The sequence below is a fragment of the Nocardia amikacinitolerans NBRC 108937 genome (assembly GCF_001612615.1).
Lineage (GTDB): Bacteria > Actinomycetota > Actinomycetes > Mycobacteriales > Mycobacteriaceae > Nocardia > Nocardia amikacinitolerans.
On the sequence record NZ_BDAU01000031.1, the window covers coordinates 20685 to 39493 of the forward strand.

26 protein-coding genes are annotated in these 18809 nt (G+C 66.5%); 16 read left to right on the forward strand and 10 right to left on the reverse strand.

The features are described 5' to 3' along the window. Nucleotides 1-25 precede the first annotated feature (25 nt). Together ychF and NAM01S_RS22590 are read left to right on the forward strand one after the other, a co-directional pair. Nucleotides 26-1105, forward strand: a complete 1080-nt coding sequence (gene ychF / locus NAM01S_RS22585; protein WP_067788368.1) for a redox-regulated ATPase YchF — start codon at nt 26-28, stop codon at nt 1103-1105. Between the two features lie 379 nt (nt 1106-1484). Beyond that, entirely contained in the window at nt 1485-2093 is a 609-nt protein-coding gene (locus NAM01S_RS22590) for a hypothetical protein (protein ID WP_067788370.1), read from the forward strand. A 55-nt stretch (nt 2094-2148) separates the two neighbouring features. Here the strand turns inward: NAM01S_RS22590 and NAM01S_RS22595 are convergent, their stop codons facing one another. From NAM01S_RS22595 to acpM, 3 genes are all read right to left on the reverse strand, one after another. Next, nucleotides 2149-2379: a DUF6400 family protein gene (locus NAM01S_RS22595; RefSeq protein WP_372511624.1), complete on the reverse strand. Its 231-nt coding sequence runs from the start codon at nt 2377-2379 to the stop codon at nt 2149-2151. A gap of 176 nt (nt 2380-2555) precedes the next feature. After that, nucleotides 2556-2990 (reverse strand): SRPBCC family protein, encoded by a 435-nt coding sequence (locus NAM01S_RS22600; protein WP_067788374.1) that lies wholly within the window; start codon nt 2988-2990, stop codon nt 2556-2558. Between the two features lie 47 nt (nt 2991-3037). Further along, nucleotides 3038-3343, reverse strand: a complete 306-nt coding sequence (gene acpM / locus NAM01S_RS22605; protein WP_067788376.1) for a meromycolate extension acyl carrier protein AcpM — start codon at nt 3341-3343, stop codon at nt 3038-3040. A gap of 135 nt (nt 3344-3478) precedes the next feature. On the opposite strand from acpM, the gene NAM01S_RS22610 reads away from it, so the two are divergent. The 6 genes from NAM01S_RS22610 (at nt 3479) to NAM01S_RS22640 (ending at nt 7550) form a co-directional block, all read left to right on the forward strand. Further along, the gene (locus tag NAM01S_RS22610) at nt 3479-4447 is read left to right on the forward strand and encodes a MerR family transcriptional regulator (protein ID WP_218018440.1); all 969 of its coding nucleotides are present in this window, start codon (nt 3479-3481) and stop codon (nt 4445-4447) included. A 918-nt stretch (nt 4448-5365) separates the two neighbouring features. Then, nucleotides 5366-5623: a type II toxin-antitoxin system Phd/YefM family antitoxin gene (locus NAM01S_RS22620; protein WP_067788379.1), complete on the forward strand. Its 258-nt coding sequence runs from the start codon at nt 5366-5368 to the stop codon at nt 5621-5623. Then, entirely contained in the window at nt 5616-5885 is a 270-nt protein-coding gene (locus NAM01S_RS22625; RefSeq protein WP_067788381.1) for a Txe/YoeB family addiction module toxin, read from the forward strand. Before NAM01S_RS22620 ends, NAM01S_RS22625 begins: the two co-directional genes overlap by 8 nt. Before the next feature lie 233 nt (nt 5886-6118). Continuing rightward, nucleotides 6119-6523 (forward strand): hypothetical protein, encoded by a 405-nt coding sequence (locus NAM01S_RS22630; RefSeq protein WP_067788383.1) that lies wholly within the window; start codon nt 6119-6121, stop codon nt 6521-6523. A 108-nt stretch (nt 6524-6631) separates the two neighbouring features. After that, entirely contained in the window at nt 6632-6838 is a 207-nt protein-coding gene (locus NAM01S_RS22635) for a hypothetical protein (protein WP_067788385.1), read from the forward strand. A 136-nt stretch (nt 6839-6974) separates the two neighbouring features. After that, complete coding sequence (locus tag NAM01S_RS22640) at nt 6975-7550, forward strand: dihydrofolate reductase family protein (RefSeq protein WP_084483193.1); 576 nt, start codon at nt 6975-6977, stop codon at nt 7548-7550. Between the two features lie 114 nt (nt 7551-7664). Here NAM01S_RS22640 and NAM01S_RS22645 read toward each other — a convergent pair whose 3' ends face one another. The 3 genes from NAM01S_RS22645 to NAM01S_RS22655 all read right to left on the reverse strand — a co-directional run bounded on the left by NAM01S_RS22645 (nt 7665) and on the right by NAM01S_RS22655 (nt 9700). Next, a complete protein-coding gene (locus NAM01S_RS22645; RefSeq protein ID WP_067788386.1) occupies nt 7665-7847 on the reverse strand; it encodes a DUF6011 domain-containing protein in 183 nt (60 codons plus the stop codon). 327 nt (nt 7848-8174) lie between these two features. Next, nucleotides 8175-8489 (reverse strand): hypothetical protein, encoded by a 315-nt coding sequence (locus NAM01S_RS22650; RefSeq protein WP_067788388.1) that lies wholly within the window; start codon nt 8487-8489, stop codon nt 8175-8177. Nucleotides 8490-8725: 236 nt separating this feature from the next. Further along, nucleotides 8726-9700 (reverse strand): helix-turn-helix transcriptional regulator, encoded by a 975-nt coding sequence (locus NAM01S_RS22655; RefSeq protein ID WP_067788390.1) that lies wholly within the window; start codon nt 9698-9700, stop codon nt 8726-8728. Nucleotides 9701-9835: 135 nt separating this feature from the next. Here NAM01S_RS22655 and NAM01S_RS22660 point away from each other — a divergent pair, with 135 nt between their 5' ends. The 6 genes from NAM01S_RS22660 (at nt 9836) to NAM01S_RS22685 (ending at nt 13726) form a co-directional block, all read left to right on the forward strand. Beyond that, nucleotides 9836-10231: a RidA family protein gene (locus NAM01S_RS22660; RefSeq protein ID WP_067788601.1), complete on the forward strand. Its 396-nt coding sequence runs from the start codon at nt 9836-9838 to the stop codon at nt 10229-10231. Nucleotides 10232-10310: 79 nt separating this feature from the next. After that, nucleotides 10311-10787: a DUF488 domain-containing protein gene (locus NAM01S_RS22665; protein ID WP_067788392.1), complete on the forward strand. Its 477-nt coding sequence runs from the start codon at nt 10311-10313 to the stop codon at nt 10785-10787. Nucleotides 10788-11499: 712 nt separating this feature from the next. After that, on the forward strand, nt 11500-11892 hold the full coding sequence (locus tag NAM01S_RS22670; RefSeq protein WP_067788394.1) for a hypothetical protein: 393 nt from the start codon (nt 11500-11502) through the stop codon (nt 11890-11892). After that, complete coding sequence (locus NAM01S_RS22675) at nt 11882-12871, forward strand: hypothetical protein (RefSeq protein ID WP_067788396.1); 990 nt, start codon at nt 11882-11884, stop codon at nt 12869-12871. Before NAM01S_RS22670 ends, NAM01S_RS22675 begins: the two co-directional genes overlap by 11 nt. Next, nucleotides 12868-13353: a roadblock/LC7 domain-containing protein gene (locus NAM01S_RS22680; RefSeq protein ID WP_245910056.1), complete on the forward strand. Its 486-nt coding sequence runs from the start codon at nt 12868-12870 to the stop codon at nt 13351-13353. The genes NAM01S_RS22675 and NAM01S_RS22680 overlap by 4 nt, the downstream gene beginning before the upstream one ends. 1 nt (nt 13354) lies before the next feature. Further along, nucleotides 13355-13726: a hypothetical protein gene (locus NAM01S_RS22685; protein ID WP_067788398.1), complete on the forward strand. Its 372-nt coding sequence runs from the start codon at nt 13355-13357 to the stop codon at nt 13724-13726. 106 nt (nt 13727-13832) lie between these two features. Here the strand turns inward: NAM01S_RS22685 and NAM01S_RS22690 are convergent, their stop codons facing one another. Both NAM01S_RS22690 and NAM01S_RS22695 read right to left on the reverse strand, forming a co-directional pair. Beyond that, nucleotides 13833-14444 carry a class I SAM-dependent methyltransferase gene (locus NAM01S_RS22690; protein ID WP_067788604.1) on the reverse strand — a complete coding sequence of 204 codons (612 nt, stop codon included), beginning with the start codon at nt 14442-14444 and terminating at the stop codon, nt 13833-13835. A gap of 17 nt (nt 14445-14461) precedes the next feature. Beyond that, on the reverse strand, nt 14462-15508 hold the full coding sequence (locus NAM01S_RS22695; protein ID WP_067788400.1) for an NAD(P)/FAD-dependent oxidoreductase: 1047 nt from the start codon (nt 15506-15508) through the stop codon (nt 14462-14464). Nucleotides 15509-15587: 79 nt separating this feature from the next. Here NAM01S_RS22695 and NAM01S_RS22700 point away from each other — a divergent pair, with 79 nt between their 5' ends. Both NAM01S_RS22700 and NAM01S_RS22705 read left to right on the forward strand, forming a co-directional pair. Next, the gene (locus NAM01S_RS22700) at nt 15588-16181 is read left to right on the forward strand and encodes a helix-turn-helix domain-containing protein (RefSeq protein ID WP_067788402.1); all 594 of its coding nucleotides are present in this window, start codon (nt 15588-15590) and stop codon (nt 16179-16181) included. A 360-nt stretch (nt 16182-16541) separates the two neighbouring features. After that, nucleotides 16542-17330: a hypothetical protein gene (locus NAM01S_RS22705; RefSeq protein ID WP_218018442.1), complete on the forward strand. Its 789-nt coding sequence runs from the start codon at nt 16542-16544 to the stop codon at nt 17328-17330. 15 nt (nt 17331-17345) lie between these two features. Here the strand turns inward: NAM01S_RS22705 and NAM01S_RS22710 are convergent, their stop codons facing one another. After that, a complete protein-coding gene (locus NAM01S_RS22710; protein WP_067788404.1) occupies nt 17346-18206 on the reverse strand; it encodes a prolipoprotein diacylglyceryl transferase in 861 nt (286 codons plus the stop codon). After that, complete coding sequence (locus NAM01S_RS22715; protein ID WP_253798383.1) at nt 18203-18760, reverse strand: hypothetical protein; 558 nt, start codon at nt 18758-18760, stop codon at nt 18203-18205. The genes NAM01S_RS22710 and NAM01S_RS22715 overlap by 4 nt, the downstream gene beginning before the upstream one ends. Nucleotides 18761-18809 lie beyond the last annotated feature (49 nt).

The window sequence follows — 18809 nt, forward strand, 5'->3', positions numbered from 1 at the left end:
TCGCGGCGCGTAGACTCTCTACCTCGTGAGTCTCACCCTCGGAATCGTCGGCCTGCCCAACGTCGGAAAGTCGACGCTGTTCAACGCGCTGACCAAGAACGACGTGCTTGCCGCGAACTACCCGTTCGCGACGATCGAGCCGAACGTCGGCGTGGTCCCGCTGCCCGATCCGCGGCTGGACAAGCTGGCCGAGATCTTCGGTTCCGAGCGCATCGTGCCCGCCACCGTGTCCTTCGTCGACATCGCGGGCATCGTGAAGGGCGCGTCCGAGGGCGCGGGCCTTGGCAACAAGTTCCTCGCCAACATCCGCGAGGCCGACGCCATCTGTCAGGTGGTGCGCGTCTTCGCCGACGACGACGTGGTGCACGTCGACGGCCGGGTCGATCCCTCCGCCGACATCGAGGTCATCGAGACCGAGCTCATCCTCGCCGACCTGCAGACCCTGGAGAAGGCGGTCGTGCGGCTGGACAAGGAAGCCAAGGTCAAGAAGGACCGCAAGCCGGTCGCGGACGCGGCCAAGGCGGCCCAGGAGATCCTCAACAGCGGAAAGACCCTCTTCGCCGCCCAGGATCAGGTGGACACCGAACTGCTGAAAGAGCTTTCGCTGCTCACCATCAAGCCGTTCCTCTACGTCTTCAACGCCGACGAGTCCGTCCTCACCGACGAAGCCAAGGTCGCCGAGCTGAAGGCCTCCGTCGCCCCCGCCGACGCCGTCTTCCTCGACGCCAAGGTCGAAGCCGAACTCCTCGAGCTCGACACCGAATCCGCCATGGAACTCCTCGAATCCATCGGCCAGACCGAACCCGGCCTGCACGCCCTCGCCCGCGCCGGCTTCCACACCCTCGGCCTCCAGACCTACCTCACCGCAGGCCCCAAGGAATCCCGCGCCTGGACCATCCACCAGGGCGACACCGCCCCCAGGGCAGCCGGCGTCATCCACACCGACTTCGAACGCGGCTTCATCAAGGCCGAGATCGTCGCCTTCGACGACCTGGTCGAAGCGGGGTCCATGGCGGCCGCCAAGGCCGCGGGCAAGGTCCGCATGGAGGGCAAGGACTACATCATGTCCGACGGCGACGTCGTCGAATTCCGCTTCAACGTGTAGTCGGCCGAGATTTCAGGGCCGGGGTGCAGCGGCGGACGTGACTCCGCTGCGCACCTCGAACACCGCCCGAGAACCCGCCGAGCTACCGCCGACCACATCCCAGAGTCTTTTGGCTCGCAACAGAAATCCGGGACCCGTCGACTGACCCGAACCGTGAATGGCGGCATTGCCGCAGAGCCGCGAAGCGGACGTTCGTACAGGACGAGATCATCGAATTCGGCGAACCCGAATCGTACTTGCGCGGGTTTGGTGGGCGGTGAACGATTGATTTGGCGACGGCGGCGTTCGCGGGCCGCGCGGTGTCACATGCGCTCGGTGGACCGCGACGCTCCGGCCTCGCGACATTCACGGAGCGATCGCTCCGCCACGAGGAGGACAGATGTTCATCCAAGTGATTCAAGGCAAGGTGTCCGACGTCGACCGGTTGCGTCGGTGCATGGATCGGTGGACGACGGAACTGGAACCCGGGGCCGTCGGCTATCTCGGCACGACATACGGACTTTCCGATGACGGTACGTTCATCGCGCTGGCCCGTTTCGAGTCCGAAGAGGCGGCGCGACGCAACAGTGCGCGCCCGGAGCAGGGCGCCTGGTGGGCCGAAACCGAACGGTGCTTCGAGGGGCCGGTCACTTTCATGGACTGCCCCGAGGTGACGCAGTGGATGGGCGGCGGCTCCGACGAAGCCGGCTTCGTGCAGATCATGGAGGGCCACACGTCCGATGCGCGCCGGATGCGCGAGCTGCTGGCGCAGACCGGTGATCGTGTGCACGAACTGCGCCCGGAGATTCTTGGCGGCACCTTGTCGACCTATGGCGCCGACGGGTACGTCGAGGCGGTGTACTTCCGGTCCGAAGCGGAGGCCCGCGAACACGAGAAGATCGAGATTCCCGATGATCTGCGCCCTCTGTTCGAGGAGGAGCGCAGACTCATGGGTGATGTCACCTACTTCGACCTGCACGAGCCGATGCTGCTGTCGGCGCGGAAGTAGGGGCCGGGTTCGCCGCTTCGGTTCATGCCGTCAGGCGCAGTCCGTGGTGGTGAGATCAGTCGGCAACTCGGCGCGTCGCCCGATCCGGGAGAACCCCGGCTTGGACGAGTTCCTCGTAGATCCGCTGTTGCTCGTCGTCGAGATTGGAGTACAGCATGTCGTACGCCAGTTCTTCCTCGGCGAGCACCGCGATCGGATCCCAGTTGTCGCCGAGCGCCGCGACCACGGCGCTGCGCCGTCGGACCTCGTCCAGCGTGAGGTCGTAAGCAAAATGATGGTCGGCCATTCGGGGCATCTCCAACCAGGTTCTTTCCAAAACGAAGTGCCGACGATGCCCAACGCCGCCCTCTCGGGCAATGATCTGCATCACGTTCCCCGGCTGGAATTCATCACATTCGATTCCCGTATGCGGCCGGGCCGAGGAGTAGAACTGTCCACGTAATCGCCGACCACTCGACCGGGCTAGTGGTGGATCACCTCACCGAGCCGCGGCAAGACGCGACGTTTCCAGCTTCGCTCCGTGGCGTTGCGAATCATTTTCTGTCGACGGTCTTCGATATCGAAGCCCGTCTGCGTCAACAGCAGTCGTGTGCCACGACCCTGCGGACGCAAGGTCCAGTCGACAATCCACCGGTCGGCCTGCCGATACATCCAGCTGTAGGTCAATCGTTCACACGGCCGGGCCGCCAGCACCTCGCAGACGATCTCATCGATCGACGAGTCCGGGATGGTGAACCGGAAGCGGGTCCCGACCGAGGCGGCGAACCCGCTCGGTCGGAGCAGCCACCGCTCCAGTAGATCCGGCTCCGTCAACGCGCGCCACACAGCCTCCGGCGGCTGCGGAAAGAAGCTGCCCAGCTCGACGGCAGCGGGATTCAACCGTGGATCAGCAATCACCGAAGCACCAGCTCGACCGGGGCGAGGACTGCTCGCGGATCCTCGGTTCAATTCTCATGGCCTTCCTTGAATTTCGCTTCCATCTCCGCAGCGAGTTGCGGCTTTTCGGCCTCCATCTTCTGGACGTAGGCGACCGCGTCGCCGACGGTTCTCAGGCTCGCCAGGTCCTCGTCCGGCACCTTCACGGAGTACTTGTCCTCCAGTTGCACGGCGATCTCCACCAGTGACAGCGAGTCGATGTCCAGATCGTCGACGAAGGACTTCTCGATCACCACCTCCGCGGCATCGATGCCGGTCACCTCCTCGACGATCTCCGCGATGCCTGCGACGATTTCTTCTCGTGTGGTAGCCACGAATCACCCTCCTCGATGTAATCACTATCCGCAGAACGCCTTTCGCCTGCCGGCACGGCACCGGTTCCTGCGTGTGGGGTCGAACGGCGGTATCAGTACGCTAAAAGCTCCATTGGGGTGGAGGTTCAACAAGTTGTGACGGACAACACACAAGACGGCGTGCTGGTGAGCATCGGGGAGTTGGCGCGGAGCACCGGGCTCGCGGTACGAATAATCCGTTTCTACTGCGACGAGGGCATTCTGGAAGCCCGCAGGAGCGCGGGCGGGCATCGGATGTTCGACGCCGAGAGCGCCACTGAACGACTGCTGTTGGTGCGGCGGTTGCGTGCGCTCGGTCTCGGGCTTGGCTCGATCACCGATGTACTGCACGGGAAGTGTTCGATCGTGGAGGCTATTTCCGCCGAAAGTGCGCGGCTCGATATCGAATTCAGGTCGCTGGCATGGCGGCGGGCGTCACTGCGGGCAGTCGAGGCGACCACCCCGGCGCAGCGGGCCGAGCGGCTCGCGTTGCTGGCCGCCGCACAGGACGGTAGCGCGGCGCACGATTGCCTCGTGCGGTTCTGGCGGCGCATCCTCGCACCGATACCGTCGGGCGACGTCGACAGGTGGGTGTGCTGGAATGTCCCGGAGCCGCCTGCCGATCCGTCCGTCGACGAGGTTGTCGCGTATGCCGAGTTGGCCGCTCTCGTCGCCGATTCCGAAATGAATCGCATTGTGCGACAACAATACTGGCGGAATCGGCCGGAATTGATTCGCGACCCTCGGGGACTGTACGTCGATGTGGGGTCCGTAATGGCGGATGTGGTGCCACTGGTAGCGGAAGGCGTGCGGCCGCGCGCGGGTGGCGAACTCGATCGATTCGTCAATGCCCATGCCAGTGCGCGAGGGGAACGCGATTCCCCGCGTTATCGCGAACAATTACTGATCGGCGCAACCGATACCGACCAACGGATTCATCGTTACTGGGCTCTGACAGGGCGCTTTCTTGGAACTCGTATCACCGTGGGGCGAGCGCACAACTGGGTGTACGACGCATTGGCCCACTCCACCGGCCTTTCCGATGCGCCGGCAGCGCAGCGGCAGGGCAACGAGCCATCACGCTGAAGTCAGTGAGGTCGAGTAGGTCCGTCCGTCTGGGGGTCATCGCTGCGGCCGCTGTCCTGAGCATCGTCGGCCTTGGTTTCGATTCTGCGGGGTCTGGCCACGCGCCGAATGCCGGCGGCGGGGGCGCCCTCACCGGCTCGTTTCCGCCGCATCGCGTCGAGATCGATGACACTCCCGTGATGCTCGGCTCCGCCCGGATCGTTCTCCGGAGCGCGGTGCCGCCCTGCGCCGGGGTCGACGGGCAACCATCCTGTCTCGGCCTGAAGTTCTGAGCGCATCACGGGCCTGGTCGGTGCCGGGTCGTTGACGGAGCCGCCTTCCGAACGCCAAGGTTGGCGGGAGTCCTCGCCGGCTTCCGAGACTCGGCGCGGTCGGCGGGGCAGCCGGGTGACTTTCGACGTGCCGTCTCCCGACTCGTTGGAACCGGTCTCGGCGGACTTCAGACCTTCGAGCCTTCTGCGCAACCGTTCCACAGCATCGAACCTCGACCCGCCCGGCTCCGGCGCGGATCCCCGGCCCGGCACTTCCCGGTCCGACATGGAGCTAGCAGCCGACGAGTGCCGTCGCACCCGTCGTAGCCACGATCGCCGGCACCCCGGCCCGATCTCTGAACTTCTTCCCGATTGCGTCGACCACGTCCGAATTCTCCCTCAACCGCGACACTCGTTTCCCGCTCGGTCACACTGAGCGCCGGAGCCAGGCCTGCGCGCCGTCGCCCACGTGATGAATCAACGATAACCGGCTCTATCGCTCCGGTTCATCAGCCACTTTGCTGCGCCGCGTCATCGAGACTCCGCTGAGCCCCTGAGTCTCACAGTTGGATCTTCGCAACGCCATGCGCTGGTTCGTCCCGGAGTAAGTAACACCGTCGATCCTTCCTGTACGATATGTTGTACGTATCGAGCGAGGGGCTTTCTGATGACCGCACTACCTATCTCTACGGCACGGCAGAACCTGTTCAAGCTGGTGCAGCAGGTCAATGACGACCATGACACCGTCACGGTCGTCACCAAGAGCGGGCAGAACGCGGTGCTGGTCGCCGAATCGGATTGGAACTCGATCCAGGAGACGCTGTACGTGCTGGCTACGCACGGTGGTGTCCGGCTGCTCGAATCGGCGCAGGCGGCGCGGCGCGGCGAGGCCGAGGCTCGCGAGCTGATCGACCCAGATGTCTGATCGCAAACTGGTCTTCACCGCTTATGGGTGGGAGACCTACACCTCATGGTTGGCCCGCGACCGCACGATCTTGAAGGCGGCGAACAAGCTCATCAACGCTGCGCTTGCGGATCCCTTCGTCGGCATCGGCAAGCCCGAGCCGCTCAAGCATCAGTTGGCCGGGCACTGGTCACGGCGAATCACCCGCGAACATCGGCTGATCTACTACGTCACGGACAGTGAGCTGGTCGTGATCGGAGTCGGTGGGCACTACGACGACTGACCCTCGGCGGTGTGCGACGACGTCTGGCTGAGGATCGTCGCATTAGCGAAGCCGACGCGCTTCGAGGGCGAACCGTTTCGTGCTCGTCGATCGCTGATCGCGGTGTCAGCGGAGGCGTCAGTGCGGTGTCAGGTTGGTGTCAGTCGGGTTGGCGACAGTGTGTCCATCGAACAGAGCGGACCGGTCGAGACGGCCGGGTCGCTTGTCCAACCGATTCGAAGGAGTACACGATCATGTCTGTCACCACCGCCAACACCCTGACCGACCAGGACAAGGCCACCGTGCGTATCGCCGCGTACGGTGCGGTGTCGTTGATGGCCGCGGCCGGCGCGCCGCGCAAGGGCATCGCGCAGGGTTCCATCGTCCTGACTTCGGCGACCGGCGTGGTCGGGCACGTGCTCGCCGCGAAGTCCAGGGACATCCGCCTGACGGGCAAGTCTGTCGCCGAGCTCGCCGACCAGGTGTTCCCCGCGCTGACCGCGGCCATGAGTTTGCTCGCCGAGCAGCATCCGGGTGAGGCCGACAACTTCCGCAGCACCGTCCTGGTCGCCGTCGAGGCTGCTGTCCAGTCCGGCAAGGGCGGGCCTGCGGTGGCCGCCATGGCACGCAAGATCACCGAGGCGCTCGACGCCGCCTGAAATCTTCGGGGCGAGCCGATGAGTTTCCCGTGTAGGCCTCGTCTCTATGGGCGTACCAGCGAGGAACAGCGGCCTCGCCTCCCCGTCGAGAACCGAGAAGAGTCCGCCGTGAAGAAGACCGTCTTCACCCTCCTGAGTGCGCCGACCGCCGCTGCCCTTGTGGCCTGTGGCGACGACAGCACGACCGCAACCACCGAACCGGCGACGCCAGCCGGCAAGTATGCGGACGTGAACGGCGTGCGCCTGTCCTACGAGGTGCACGGCGAGGCCAACGGGCCGGTGTTGCCACACGAGGCGCGGAAGCCGCAGACGTAATGCGCTGCGCAAGAGCCGGATCGCGTGGTATCGAGGTGCCGCGACGGGTGTCGGTTCTGTCCAAGACGGCAGTCGTTGTTCGCACTCAGGCCAGCGACCGACGACTGGCTCCACTTCGAATTTCAGGAGGAAAACTGTGACACGCGAATTGGTCTACACGGGCTTCATGTCGCTGGACGGCGTGGTGGACTCGCCGGGCGGCAAGGTGGAGGGCCACCGCAGCGGTGGCTGGGTGATGGAGACGGAGTTCGTCCCCGAGGCGTTCTCGCTCAAAGGCGAAGAGCTCGCCGACACGACCGCCCTGATGTTCGGCCGACGCAGCTACGAGGCGTTCGCCCCGATCTGGCGCGATTCCGAGGATCACGCCGCGTACAAGGAACTTCCCAAGTACGTGGTCTCGACCAGTCTGAAAGACGACGACCTCATCGAGGGTTGGGGTCCGATCACGATCCTGCGGTCGATCGACGACATCGCCGAGCTGAAGCAGAGCGATGGTGGCGCCATCTTCATTCACGGCAGTGCCGAGCTGGCGCGGCGCCTGTCGGATGCCGATCTGATCGACCGGTACAACCTGCTGGTGTTCCCGGTGCTGCTCGGGGCAGGCAAGAGCCTGTTCAGCAGGGCGGACCGGGACAAGCAGCAACTGCGTCTGAAGGAGTCCGCGACCTACTCCAACGGAGTGACCAAGCTGATCTACGACGTCGTGCGCTGAGATCGGCCCACTCGCCGAGTAGCCGGAACGCCGAACGGGCAAGCGGCGCAAGCCTTGTCCCGTCACCCGAGGCGGGCGCCATCCTGCACCGGATGCGCCTCCTCGGTGTGATCCTCAGGCCACGATGTCGAAGAGGGTCAGCTCGCGGGCCGCGGCGGCGCGCTGCTCCGCCCGCTCACGGATCGCGCATGTCGGCCCGATGCCCTGTGCGACCGATTCCGTCGACACCAGCCAGCCGTGACAGCGGCGGCAATGCGCCACTAGTCTGATCTCGGGACGATCGTCGGTCTCGGCCATTTCGCTCTCCTTCGGCCGCTGCTGGTTCCCGCCTCGAGAGTGACATAGGGGACCGACACCTTTGGGCGACCGCGCCCATCGGATAGCGGGGAAGGGGATTCAGAAGGTTCTACGGAACCTGTTCTGCCACCGATGATTCGAGGGATTGGACTACTGTCGCCGCACAGTCGGCGACAGCGTCGGATCCGAACTCGGCCGTGGTTGCCGGGGAACTCCGGGAAGCGCGGGATCGCATCGCGCGAATTCGTGTCCGACGTCCGGCTACACCCGGACGTCGGCCGTCGGAAGTGTGCGGCGTCGGTGAATGTTCGCCGCGGATCTCTGCGGTCAGAGACGGAAGATTCGCGAACCCAAGGCCCAACCGGCGCTGGACCAGTTCGGGCCGAAGCAGGCGACCGTGCCCGGCTGGCCGACGGGCAAGTCGGCGCGGGTGGTGTATTGGCCGAGGATCGGCGGGAAGGTGGTGAAGTTGTATCCGACGCAATCGATTTCGAGTCGGTAGGTGCCCTCGCCGCCTTGGCAGACGCCGTTGTACCCCCACGGGCCGTTCATCGATCCCTGGCAGCCGGACGAGTCGGCGGAGGCGGTTCCGGCGATCGCCGCTGTCGCGGTGAGTGCCAGAAGAGGGGCGGTCAGACACATCGCTACTGCTCGTGGCGAGATCCGCACAAGGTCTCCAATCGTGTAGGCGAAGCTTTCATAGGATGTATCTGCCGTTGCGCCGCAGACCGTTACATGCGGTTTGCCGACCGCGATCCCGATGCTGATTGGCGGACAGGCGAATTCGGGCCGCGGCGGCACGCTCCGGTTTCGGGATCGTTGGCTACCGTCTCGGCGCCGAAGAGGATCGGTAGCGGCGCGGTGATGGCGACCAGCTGTCAGGCCGAGCCTTCGTAGCGGGCGGCGACGGCGGCCGCGCGGTCGCGCAGGGAGGTGCGCAACCACTGCGGGGCAAGGGCTTCCGCGTCGGCGGCGAGCTGCCACAGCGCCCATTCGGCGTGCCTCGAATCTTGGAAGGTCACCTCCAGTCGCAGCCGACCGTCCGCGTCGGCTTCTTCGGCGAGCACGGCCAGCGCGGTGCCCACCAGGTCCGCCCGCCGTGCCGGGTCCAGCAGTACCAGCGCGGTGACTTGGTCGCCGCCGGTCCGAAACCGCGTGCTGCGCTCCTGCCAGGCCTGGTCCAGGTCGACCCGGTCCGGTCGCTCTGCGGGTTCGGGGAGTTCCTCGGCGGCCAATATTCGCGACAGCCGGTAGGTGCGGTCCGCGCCGGATCTCGTGGCAAGCAAGTAGCCCAGGCCGTGTGCGGTGACCAGGCCGATCGGGTCCACGGTCCGCCACTTCGGCGGTTGATTCACGGCCGCGTAGTGGATGCGCAGCTTGTGCCCGGCGAATACCGCGCGCCGAACCTCGGTCACGACGGCGTGGGGCGCCTCCTCGGCGACCAGTCGGCGCGCGAGGAGGTCGGTCTCGGGGTCGATGAGCAATCGCTTGGCCGCACCCGCCGCGGTGGCCCGATAGCTTTCGGGTAGTGCGTCGACCACCTTGCGCATGCCCGAAGCGAGCGCCGAGCCGAGGCCGAATGCCTGTGCGCCGCGCCGTGATCCGGCGACCAGCAGGGCGAGCGCCTCGTCGTGGTTCAGTCCGGTGAGCTCGGTCTGGAAGCCGGGCAACAACGCGAAACCGCCGTGCCGACCGCGTTCGGCGTAGACCGGAACGCCTGCCGCGGACAGCGCCTCGATGTCGCGCAGCACGGTGCGGGTGGACACCTCCAGCTCGTCGGCCAGCTCGTTCGCGGTCAGCCGACCGCGCTGGCGCAGCAACAGCACCAGCGAGACCAAGCGGTCGGCGCGCATACGAAAAATTATGTCAGCAATACACGACACAAGATGTCGTGTATTGCTGAGAGGCTGACCGACATGACAAAGAAGATGGCTACCGAGCCGATGGACGTACGGACTCTCGACGAGGCGACCGGAGCTGATGGGGCAGTGCAGCGGACGGCGATCAACCCGTGGGCGTGGTCGGTGGAGATGGGGTACAACCAGGGTGAGATCGTCTCGGGGCACACCCGGACTCTGTACTGCGCCGGGCAGACCGCGATGAGCGGCGATGGCGAGCCCCAACATCCCGGTGACATGGCGGCGCAGTTGGCTTTGAGCCTCGACAACCTGGAGGCCGTTCTCGGTGCGGCAGGCATGTCCCTCGCGAACCTCGTCCGGCTCAATGTCTACACCACCGACGTCGATCTGCTTTTCCGGCACTACGGTGTGCTGGCGTCGCGGCTGGGCGCCGCCGAGGTGGCACCGGCCACCACGATGCTCGGGGTGACCCGGCTGGCGATCCCCGTCCTGATGGTGGAGCTCGAGGGAACCGCCGTCGCCTGAGGCGACGTCGCCGCCTCGGCAGGGCATCCGGCGGAACCGCACGAATAGCAGGGCAGGTGGGTGATCTCCGGTGCTCAGAATGGTGACGATCGGCGTCTACGGGTTTACCGCCGAAACCTTCGTCGCGAAACTCACCGGCGCGGGCGTGGGGTTGCTGCTCGACCTCCGCCAGCGCCGCGGTGTTCGGGGCCCGGAGTACTCCTGGGCGAACTCGGCGCGGCTGCAGAGCGCCCTCGCCGCGGCGAACATCCGCTACCGACACGTGAAGGAGCTGGCGCCGACGACCGAGCTGCGGCAACTCCAATACCGCGAGGACGACCGCCAGGGTGTTGGCAAGCGCAACCGCATCGCGCTCGCGCCCGAGTACACCGAGCGCTACACCCGTGAGATTCTCGACCCGTTCGACCTCGGCGCGCTCGTCGCGGAGCTCCCGAACGACTCGACGACCGCCCTGTTGTGCGTCGAGCGCGATCCGGAGGCGTGTCACCGCTCGCTCGTCGCCGAGCGCCTGCGCGCCGAGCACGGCTTGCCGGTTACGGATCTTCGCCCGGGCTGAAACCCCGCCTGCCATCGGCGTTCTCATCCCATTCGACGGCGTCGAAACGCGCAGCCGAGCATGCGATGCGCATTGCACTGCGAGGCAATGTGATTGGTCCCGCTCCACACCGTCGACGCCACTGGAGCGTCGGTTGCGGCCCTCGGATATGGATTCGAGTTGATCCATATCCGAGGGCCGGGGGAGCGGCGCACCTGCGTGCTTGGTGAGATTGCTATCGGTCGAGTGCGTTTCGCGGCATCCGCCGAATTCGACCGTGCGGAAACTCGACGGGCGTGGTCGTGAAGGGCGCATTCGCACTTCTGTTCGGCGCCGCGTCCTGCGCGGTCCGCGCCACCTTCGTCCGTGCGGGCGCAATTGTGCCATCGTCACGGCGAGGCCGCGTCCTTCGCGCAATGCGGGCGCCAAAGACACTGGGCCGCAACGAGGTTTGCGAGTGCGAGCGCGCGGGGATAGCTGTGTAGAGCCTACCGGTCCGAAATGAATCTCGCAGCGCGAGCCTTCCGCATTGTGGGCAACCTAATTTCGCAAAGTGAGATGACCAAAGTCCCTTAACTACCGGTAGGTTTCAAATACCGGAGGGTATTCTTTTCTCGTTTCCGGGGGAAATGCGTTGTGTGCTGAGAAATTTCCCGGCGATAGCTGTACATCGGTCGCCGGGCGTGTGTAGCGTCGGGACTCGCTAAATCCCTCACAGACAAGCGGTGGCACGGTGATCGGTATCGAGGGCTGTCTGAAACGCATCATGGACATTCCTGGCGCGCGCAGCGTGACGATGGTGGACGGCGCGAGCGGTCTGGCGATCGCCGCGGCCGGGGAGCACGACCTGGTGGACGAGCACGAAGATGCCGCGGCCACAACGGATGTGGTTCGCGCCGTGCTCGGCTGTTCGGCGCTGGCAACCGGACGCGACGGTGATGATCTCACCGAGATCATCGTGTGCGGTACCCGCGGATTTCACCTGCTGAATCTGGTGGACGGCGATTTCGACGGGCGGCTTTTCGTGCACGTCATGTGCGACGACGACACCGGGAATCTGGCCATGGCGCGATTTCAGCTGCGAGCGATTCTGGCGGAATTCGCCGAGGACGGTCATGGGCGTTGAACTCGCTGTCGAGCTGCGGCGGCTGGAAAAGGAAGGGAGTACAGGTGTGTTGCGCGCGGGCGATGGCGCGTTTCATCTCACCGGCGGCGTGATCGCCTCCGCCGATTGCCGCAGGACGACCGGGTTGGACCGGCTCGTGGTGGAGGCGGGCGTGGCGACCGCGGAGGACTGGCGGCGGGCGGGTTCCGGCGACCCGGGGCAGGTGCTGAATCGGCCGCGCCTGGAAACCCTCGCGCTGCTTTCGGTTTTCGACGCGGCGTACTTTCTGCTCGCGTCGTCCGCCGTCCCCGAGTTCCGGCCCGCTCCGCCGCACTGGCTCGCCCCGGTCTGCCACATCACGCCGCGCGCACTGGTGCAGGAATGCGCGCGGCGCGGTGATCCGGAGTCCGGGCCGTGGCCCGCGGAGCTGGTCGACCGGGCTCCGGTCGTGCCGGTGCGGCGCGTCCGGCGACGGCACGTGGTGCTCACGGCGGGCCAGGCCGAGGTGCTCGCGGCGGCCGATACCCAGCGCAGCATCACCGGTATCGCCCGCGACCTCGGCCGCACCACGTACGGCTGTCTGGAGGCGGTGCGGGAATTGACCGCGGCGGGCTTGATCAATCCGCCGAGCCCGGTGGCCGATCCCGGTAGGCACACGGCTCACTGGGGTGCGGGATTCGCGCCGTACAGCGGACCACAGGGCGTCCGCGTCGATACGCGAAATGGCAAGCACGCCAAGATGACCGGACCTGGCGTCGCCGAATTGTCCACGCACACCGGGGTGTCGGGCGCAGGGCGCGTCATCGATATCGAGGCGCCGACCGGAGAGTCCGGCGGTGCGCGAGAAGACGAGCCGCCGACACCGCTGATCAGCGATCCCACCGCCCCACCCCTACGCCGCCGGGTGCGGTCGACCCCGCTGCCGACCGCGGAACAGTGGGAGCCCGTGGACCGCGATGTGCTGGTTCGCCTGCGGGCGGCGTTGGAGGAGCTTGCGTGACCGCGCGAAAGAAACTGTTCGGCGAATGGATGGGAAGGTTTACCAAGGTGGCGATGTCCGGACCGGAACCGAACGCGGCGGTGCTTGCGGAACTGAAGATGCTGCGGGATCGGGTGCCGCAGTCGACCGGCGCGCTCGTCGCGTCCGGCGACGGATTGCTGATCGCCCACGACCTGCCCGCGCACATCGAACCCGACGGAATGGCAGCGCTGTCGGCTTCGCATCTCGCGCTGTCCTACCGGCTGAGCGCCACCGCGAACGGCGGCGGCTTCCACGAGGTCGTGGTGCGCGGCACCGAGGGGCACGTGGTGATCTACGCGGCGGGCTGGGCCTCGCTGACCGTACTGGCCGGACCCGAAGTGAACGTCGGCCGGCTCCACCTGGAGTCGCGTCCGGTGGCCCGCGCGATCGTCGATCATCTGGCGGCGCTGGCGACCAAGCCCGGAAAGGACCGGGCGGTGCACACCCATCGAAAGGAATGAAATGACGAATCTCGATCTGGCGCTCAAAGACATGATGGTGATCGACGGTGCGGTCGGCGCCGCCGTCGTCGACTACAACAGCGGCATGGCGCTCGGAATGCTCGGCAGCTCCAAGAATTTGGACCTGCAGGTCGCGGCCGCGGGCAACACCGAGGTGGTGCGCGCGAAGCTGCGGACGATGGAGCAGCTCGGCCTCAAGGAGGAGATCGAGGACATCCTCATCACCCTCTCCGGCCAGTACCACATCATTCGCCCGATGACCGGCCGCAAATCCAAAGGCCTCTTCCTCTACCTCGCACTGGACCGCGGCCGGGCCAACCTCGCGCTCGCCAGGCACCACCTGCGGGGCATCGAAGAAGACCTGGAGGTCTGACCCGTCCGCGGCGACCGTGAGGAAGTGGACGAAGCATGTCGTCCAGGTCGTTCCGCCATAGCCGGTCACGCGCAGGGCGCACCAGCTAGCCCCGAAAGTGACCGAGTCAGCGATTCTTCCGTGCCACAAGCACGGCATCGCGAAGCTCGATCTGGTGACTGCCGTGCGTCACCGTTCGAGAACTGTTCTCCGCCATCATGATTTCCCAGCGGACGGGATCCAGCTCCGCCGCCAGGTCTTCCGCCGTGACATGCACTCCGGAGGCGTGCGCCGCCGAATGCGCGTCCGACGGATGGTGTCCGACGATGAGCAGCGTGCCGCCGGGTGCGACCGCGGGTGCCAGTCGGTGCAGCAATGTTTCGGCTCCGATGACGGGGTGGGCGTAGTGGGAGCAGACCAAGTCGAAACCGTTCTCCGGCGGCATCCATTCGGTCAGATCTGCTGCGAGCCAATCGATTCGATCGGCCACCTCGGGCCCGCGGATGTCGGCACGCTCGCGGGCGCGCTCGAGAGCCGCTGTGGCGAAGTCGACGGCCGTCACCCGCCAGCCGTGCGCGGCGAGCCAAACCGCTTCCGCGCCTTCGCCGCAGCCCGCGTCAAGGGCGCGACCCGGCGGTAGTTTCGCCGCCTCGACCGTCAGGTGTGGGTTCGGCTCCACGTGCGGAGTCGACGTGCGGTAGCGGTTCTCCCAAAAGGCGTGGTCGAGTTGTTCGGACACGGTGATCCTTTCGTCGTTCAGAGGCCGTGGCGGCTGTCGCCGGAGCTCGTCTCGCACAGGCGCGCTTCGGTGTCGGTCGAGAACGGATGCCTTCGCTCCGGCCGTGCGCGGTCTCCGTTTGCGCTCGGGTAGGCCGCGACCGCGTGTCGGGTGTCCTCGGCGACCAGATCGGCGTTGATCTGTGCGCCCGCCGTGGCACCCGCGGCGGCCGCTGTTCCGACTTGGGCGGCCAGGTCGGTGACGTTGCCCGCCGCCCACACGCCGGGCACGTCGGTGCGTCCGGTCGGGTCTGCCGCGATTAACTCGCCCATCGGGTGCTCGCTGGTGCGCAGTCCGAGCGTGGCGAGGAATTCGGCCCGGGCCACCATGCGCGACCCGACCGCGACGACCTCGCGTTCGATCACCGTGCCGTCGGTGAGCCGCACGCCGGTGATGCGGTCGTCGGCGATCACCAGGCTCGCGACTTCGCCCTCGACCAGCCGGACACCGCGGGCGGTCAGCTGCACCGTCTCGTCCTGTGTCGGTGCGGTGGTGCCGATGAAGAACGTCACGTCGGCGCTCAGCTGCCGGAACAGCAGCGCCTGGTGGACCGACATCGGACCCGTGGCGAGCACGCCGATCGCCCGGTCGCGCACCTCCCAGCCGTGGCAGTACGGGCAGTGCACCACGTCGCGCCCCCAGCGTTCGCGCAGGCCGGGGATGTCGGGCAGCTCATCGACCAAGCCGGTGGCGACCAGCAATCTGCGGGCGCGGACGGTTCGGTCGTCGGCCGTCGTCACCACGAACCCGTCGCCGTCACGGCTCGCGTCGCGCACCTCGCCGGAGACGAGCTGAACGCCGAACTGGCGGACCTCCGCGCGGCCGCGTTCCAGCAGCTCCGCGGGCGGCATGCCCTCTCGCGCGAGCAGGCCGTGCACGCCGTCGGCCGGTGCGTTGCGCGGCGCGCCCGCGTCGATCACCAGCACCGAGCGGCGCGATCGGCCGAGCATGAGCGCGCCGCTCAAGCCCGCGGCGCCGCCGCCGAGTACCACCACGTCATAGCTGTCTCTCAGTTGATCGGTCACGTGACCACCTCCTGCGACGACTATGCGAGCCGCACCGTCGTACCGGCAACATTGTTTGCCACTCTGGCAAACTGGTGCCATGGACGACGACCTGGACCGAGCACTCGACGCGGTCGGTCCCCGACTGCGTGCCCTGCGGCGGGAGCGTGAAACCACGCTGGCCGATCTTTCGGCGACCACCGGGATATCCGTGAGCACCCTCTCTCGGCTGGAGTCCGGCGCGCGGCGGCCCACCCTCGAACTGTTGCTGCCTCTCGCCAAGGCGCACGGCGTCACGCTGGACGAGCTCGTCGACGCGCCGCCCACCGGCGATCCGCGCATCCACCTGCGGCCGGTCACCCACCACGGCATGACCATGGTTCCGCTGACCCGTCGCGCGGGCGGCATCCAGGCGTACAAGGTCGTCCTGCCGCCCGCCGACCCCCGCGTCGAACCTCAGCCCAAGACCCACGAAGGGTACGAATGGGTCTACGTCCTGAACGGACGCCTCCGCGTCATCCTCGGCGAGCACGATCTGATACTGGCCCCCGGCGAAGCGGCCGAATTCGACACCCACATACCCCACTGGTTCGGCGCCGCCGCCGCCGAACCAGTCGAATTCCTCAGCCTCTTCGGCAAACAGGGCGAACGCGCCCACCTCCGCGCCCGCCCGAAGTCGAAACGCGAAGAGTGAGGCGCACTGCACCGCGTCGCGCGACGCGGTGCATTGACTTCAAGGAAGCGCCGTATGAAGTCAGCTGGGCGGCAAAGGCTCTCGGCCTCGAGTGGGTGAAAGAATTGAAGAGCCCCAGGCGCGTGAATTGCTTCAGAGGCGACACTGGGGCGTTCCGCTACAGGCTACCATGCTGCGGTGGCGACCGACTACAGCGCGACACCCGTCTGGGATCTGCTTTCCGAGCCACGGCTGCTTCCGTATCTGGACGCGGCCGACCAGGACAAAGAGGCCGCACTACGCCTGTACGCGTGGACCAGCCGCACCGCCGCGGCTTCGTTCGAGATCGTCGGTCACCTCGAAGTGCTACTCCGCAACTCGTTGGACAGGCGGCTGCGCGAGCACTATCGGGAAGCCTCCGTCGGCATTCCGTGGTTTCTGATGCCGACGCCCGGCGGGGAAAGCCTGTCGGAGGCTGTCGAAACTGTGCGGGCTCGGCTCCGGCCGATGAACCAGGAGTCCAGGGATCAGATCGTCGCCGGGCTTAGTTTTGGCTTCTGGTCCGGTCTCGTCGGCAGGAAGTACGAGCAACTGTGGCGCGATTGCCTGCACCGCGCGTTTCCGAACTCGTCCGGTCAACGAAAGCAGGTCTCGTCGGCTATCGAGGGTGTGCGAAAGTTCCGCAACCGATTGGCGCACCATGATTGTCTGCTGAATGTGGACGTCCCCTTCGAGATTCGGCGGGTTCTCGAGGTCGCCGGGTACATCGACGTGGATGCCGAAGGGTGGCTCGCGAAACTCAGCCGGTTCTTTCGCCCGGTCGACCGCATGGCCTTCTATGTGCACTCGCAGATCCAAAAGGAAATCCCGCGAATCCGCCATCGACGCGACAATGTCGAGTGGACTTCGAGTTCGGCCGACCGGCTGCGTGGTTCGGCGGATTCGAACGACCGGAAGATCGCGGCTGTCATCGACCACTCGCGAACTGTCGGTTGGGTCGAGGGGGCGTACCAGATCTTCCTACTGACGCGTCCCGGAGATCCGACTCACAGATCGCTGGAGATGGCCCTTCCGCACAACGGTGCTGGGCGCGGAACGGCTTTCACCCAAAAGCAACGCTATGTTTCGCTCCACGCCCTCGAGACCGCGAAGACGACGGCAGACCTCTGACGAAACCCCGTACGCCTACGTAAGGAGTTGGTTGAAGAAGGTGCGGTAGGCGCGGAGGGTGTTGCGGAGGTCTTCGGTGTCGGGGTCCTCGGACCAGCGGGTGGTGAGGGCGCGGCGGTGTTCGGAGTAGGCCGCGGTGAGGTGGTCGATGGTGTTGGCGACGAGGTTGTCGGCGTGGGACACCGCTTCGCCGGGGTTGTCGATGAAAGAGCCTTGGACGGTGCGCCATTCGGTGCGGAGGCGCTCGATTTCGGCTTCGGTGAAGAGTGAGATGGGTTCGTCGTGCGGTGCAGTTGGTTTCCCGTTCGTGGTCTCGGCGGCGGGGGCGGTCGACTGGGTGACGCTCTTGTCGGGGGCGGAGGTTTCCTCGGCGGGCTCTGGCGAAGGGCTCGTCTCGGTGAGTGAATCGGTGGCGGTAGTGGGCGTTTCGTCCCGCGAGCTGGTCGGCGCGGCCACCTCGGCGCCGTGCGGAATCGCAGCTGTGGTGTTGTCGCGGGCTGCGCCGTCGCCGTGCACGGCCTGCGTGGTGCGAGCATCACGTGTGGCGGTCGGGTCTACCTGGACGCTGGTCGGACTGTCGCCCGACGTGTGCACGGGCCCGTCGGCGGGCGTGGAGTCGGTGGCGTCGCGCGCCCCACGGTCCGTACCCGCCGTCGAGTCGGCGTTGCCGGGCGCATCGATGTTGTTGCTCGGCGCGGAGTTGGCGCTGCGTGCCTCGAGGTTGTCGTCCGGCGAAGCGTTGGCGCCGCGTGCTTCGAGGTTGGGGTTGTGCTCGGTTGTGGCGCCGCGTGATTCGAGATCAGCGCCAGGTGTTCGGTCGCTCGGCACGATGGGTTCGGTTGTGGCGCGGCGGGTTTCGGTGCGATCGGTGTTCATGAGAGGGCGTCCTTGGTCTGGCGGGTTCGGCCGTTGAGGAGGTCGTGGAAGAGTTCGCGATAGTGCACGATGGCCGTGCGCATATCCTCGGTGGTGGTCTCGCCGTTGGTGCGGGTTGCGATGGCGTGGGCGCTGCGGTAGTGGCCGAGGGCGGGGGCGTGCTCGACGGAGAGGTCGGCCAGTTGCTGGTCGTAGCTCTCGGCGGGGTAGCCGCGATCGGACATGACGCTGGTGACCAGGCGATCGGCCTCGGAGAGCGCGGCGGCGGGATCGTCTACGAAGCGTTCCTGCACGTCGGCCCACCGAGCGGTGTACTGCTTGCGCTGGTCCTCGGAGAGGTCGCGCAGCTCGAGCCCGGCGTGGCGGAGTTCGCGTTCGCGTAGTTCGCGTTCGGCGGCGCGGCGGCCGTCCCGCTGCTCGACGGCCCGGTCGTATTCGGGCCCGAATCGTTTGCGCAAGCGGCGAGTTCGCAGCGCGGGCCAGGACAAGAGCAGTACGGCCGTGAGCGCGACGAGCACCGCCACGATCGCCACGGCCACCATTGCGGATGACACGGGTTTCTCCTTCGACGAGTCTGTCGAAGCGGAAATGCCTCGTTCCGCC

Coding starts and splice junctions, on each gene's coding strand:
- NAM01S_RS22590 (WP_067788370.1), top strand. CDS start 1,485: ATGTTCATCCAAGTGATTCAAGGCAAGGTGTCCGACGTCGACCGGTTG.
- NAM01S_RS22595 (WP_372511624.1), bottom strand. CDS start 2,379: ATGGCCGACCATCATTTTGCTTACGACCTCACGCTGGACGAGGTCCGA.
- NAM01S_RS22620 (WP_067788379.1), top strand. CDS start 5,366: ATGACCGCACTACCTATCTCTACGGCACGGCAGAACCTGTTCAAGCTG.
- NAM01S_RS22625 (WP_067788381.1), top strand. CDS start 5,616: ATGTCTGATCGCAAACTGGTCTTCACCGCTTATGGGTGGGAGACCTAC.
- NAM01S_RS22630 (WP_067788383.1), top strand. CDS start 6,119: ATGTCTGTCACCACCGCCAACACCCTGACCGACCAGGACAAGGCCACC.
- NAM01S_RS22645 (WP_067788386.1), bottom strand. CDS start 7,847: ATGGCCGAGACCGACGATCGTCCCGAGATCAGACTAGTGGCGCATTGC.
- NAM01S_RS22650 (WP_067788388.1), bottom strand. CDS start 8,489: ATGTGTCTGACCGCCCCTCTTCTGGCACTCACCGCGACAGCGGCGATC.
- NAM01S_RS22655 (WP_067788390.1), bottom strand. CDS start 9,700: ATGCGCGCCGACCGCTTGGTCTCGCTGGTGCTGTTGCTGCGCCAGCGC.
- NAM01S_RS22665 (WP_067788392.1), top strand. CDS start 10,311: ATGGTGACGATCGGCGTCTACGGGTTTACCGCCGAAACCTTCGTCGCG.
- NAM01S_RS22675 (WP_067788396.1), top strand. CDS start 11,882: ATGGGCGTTGAACTCGCTGTCGAGCTGCGGCGGCTGGAAAAGGAAGGG.
- NAM01S_RS22685 (WP_067788398.1), top strand. CDS start 13,355: ATGACGAATCTCGATCTGGCGCTCAAAGACATGATGGTGATCGACGGT.
- NAM01S_RS22700 (WP_067788402.1), top strand. CDS start 15,588: ATGGACGACGACCTGGACCGAGCACTCGACGCGGTCGGTCCCCGACTG.
- NAM01S_RS22710 (WP_067788404.1), bottom strand. CDS start 18,206: ATGAACACCGATCGCACCGAAACCCGCCGCGCCACAACCGAACCCATC.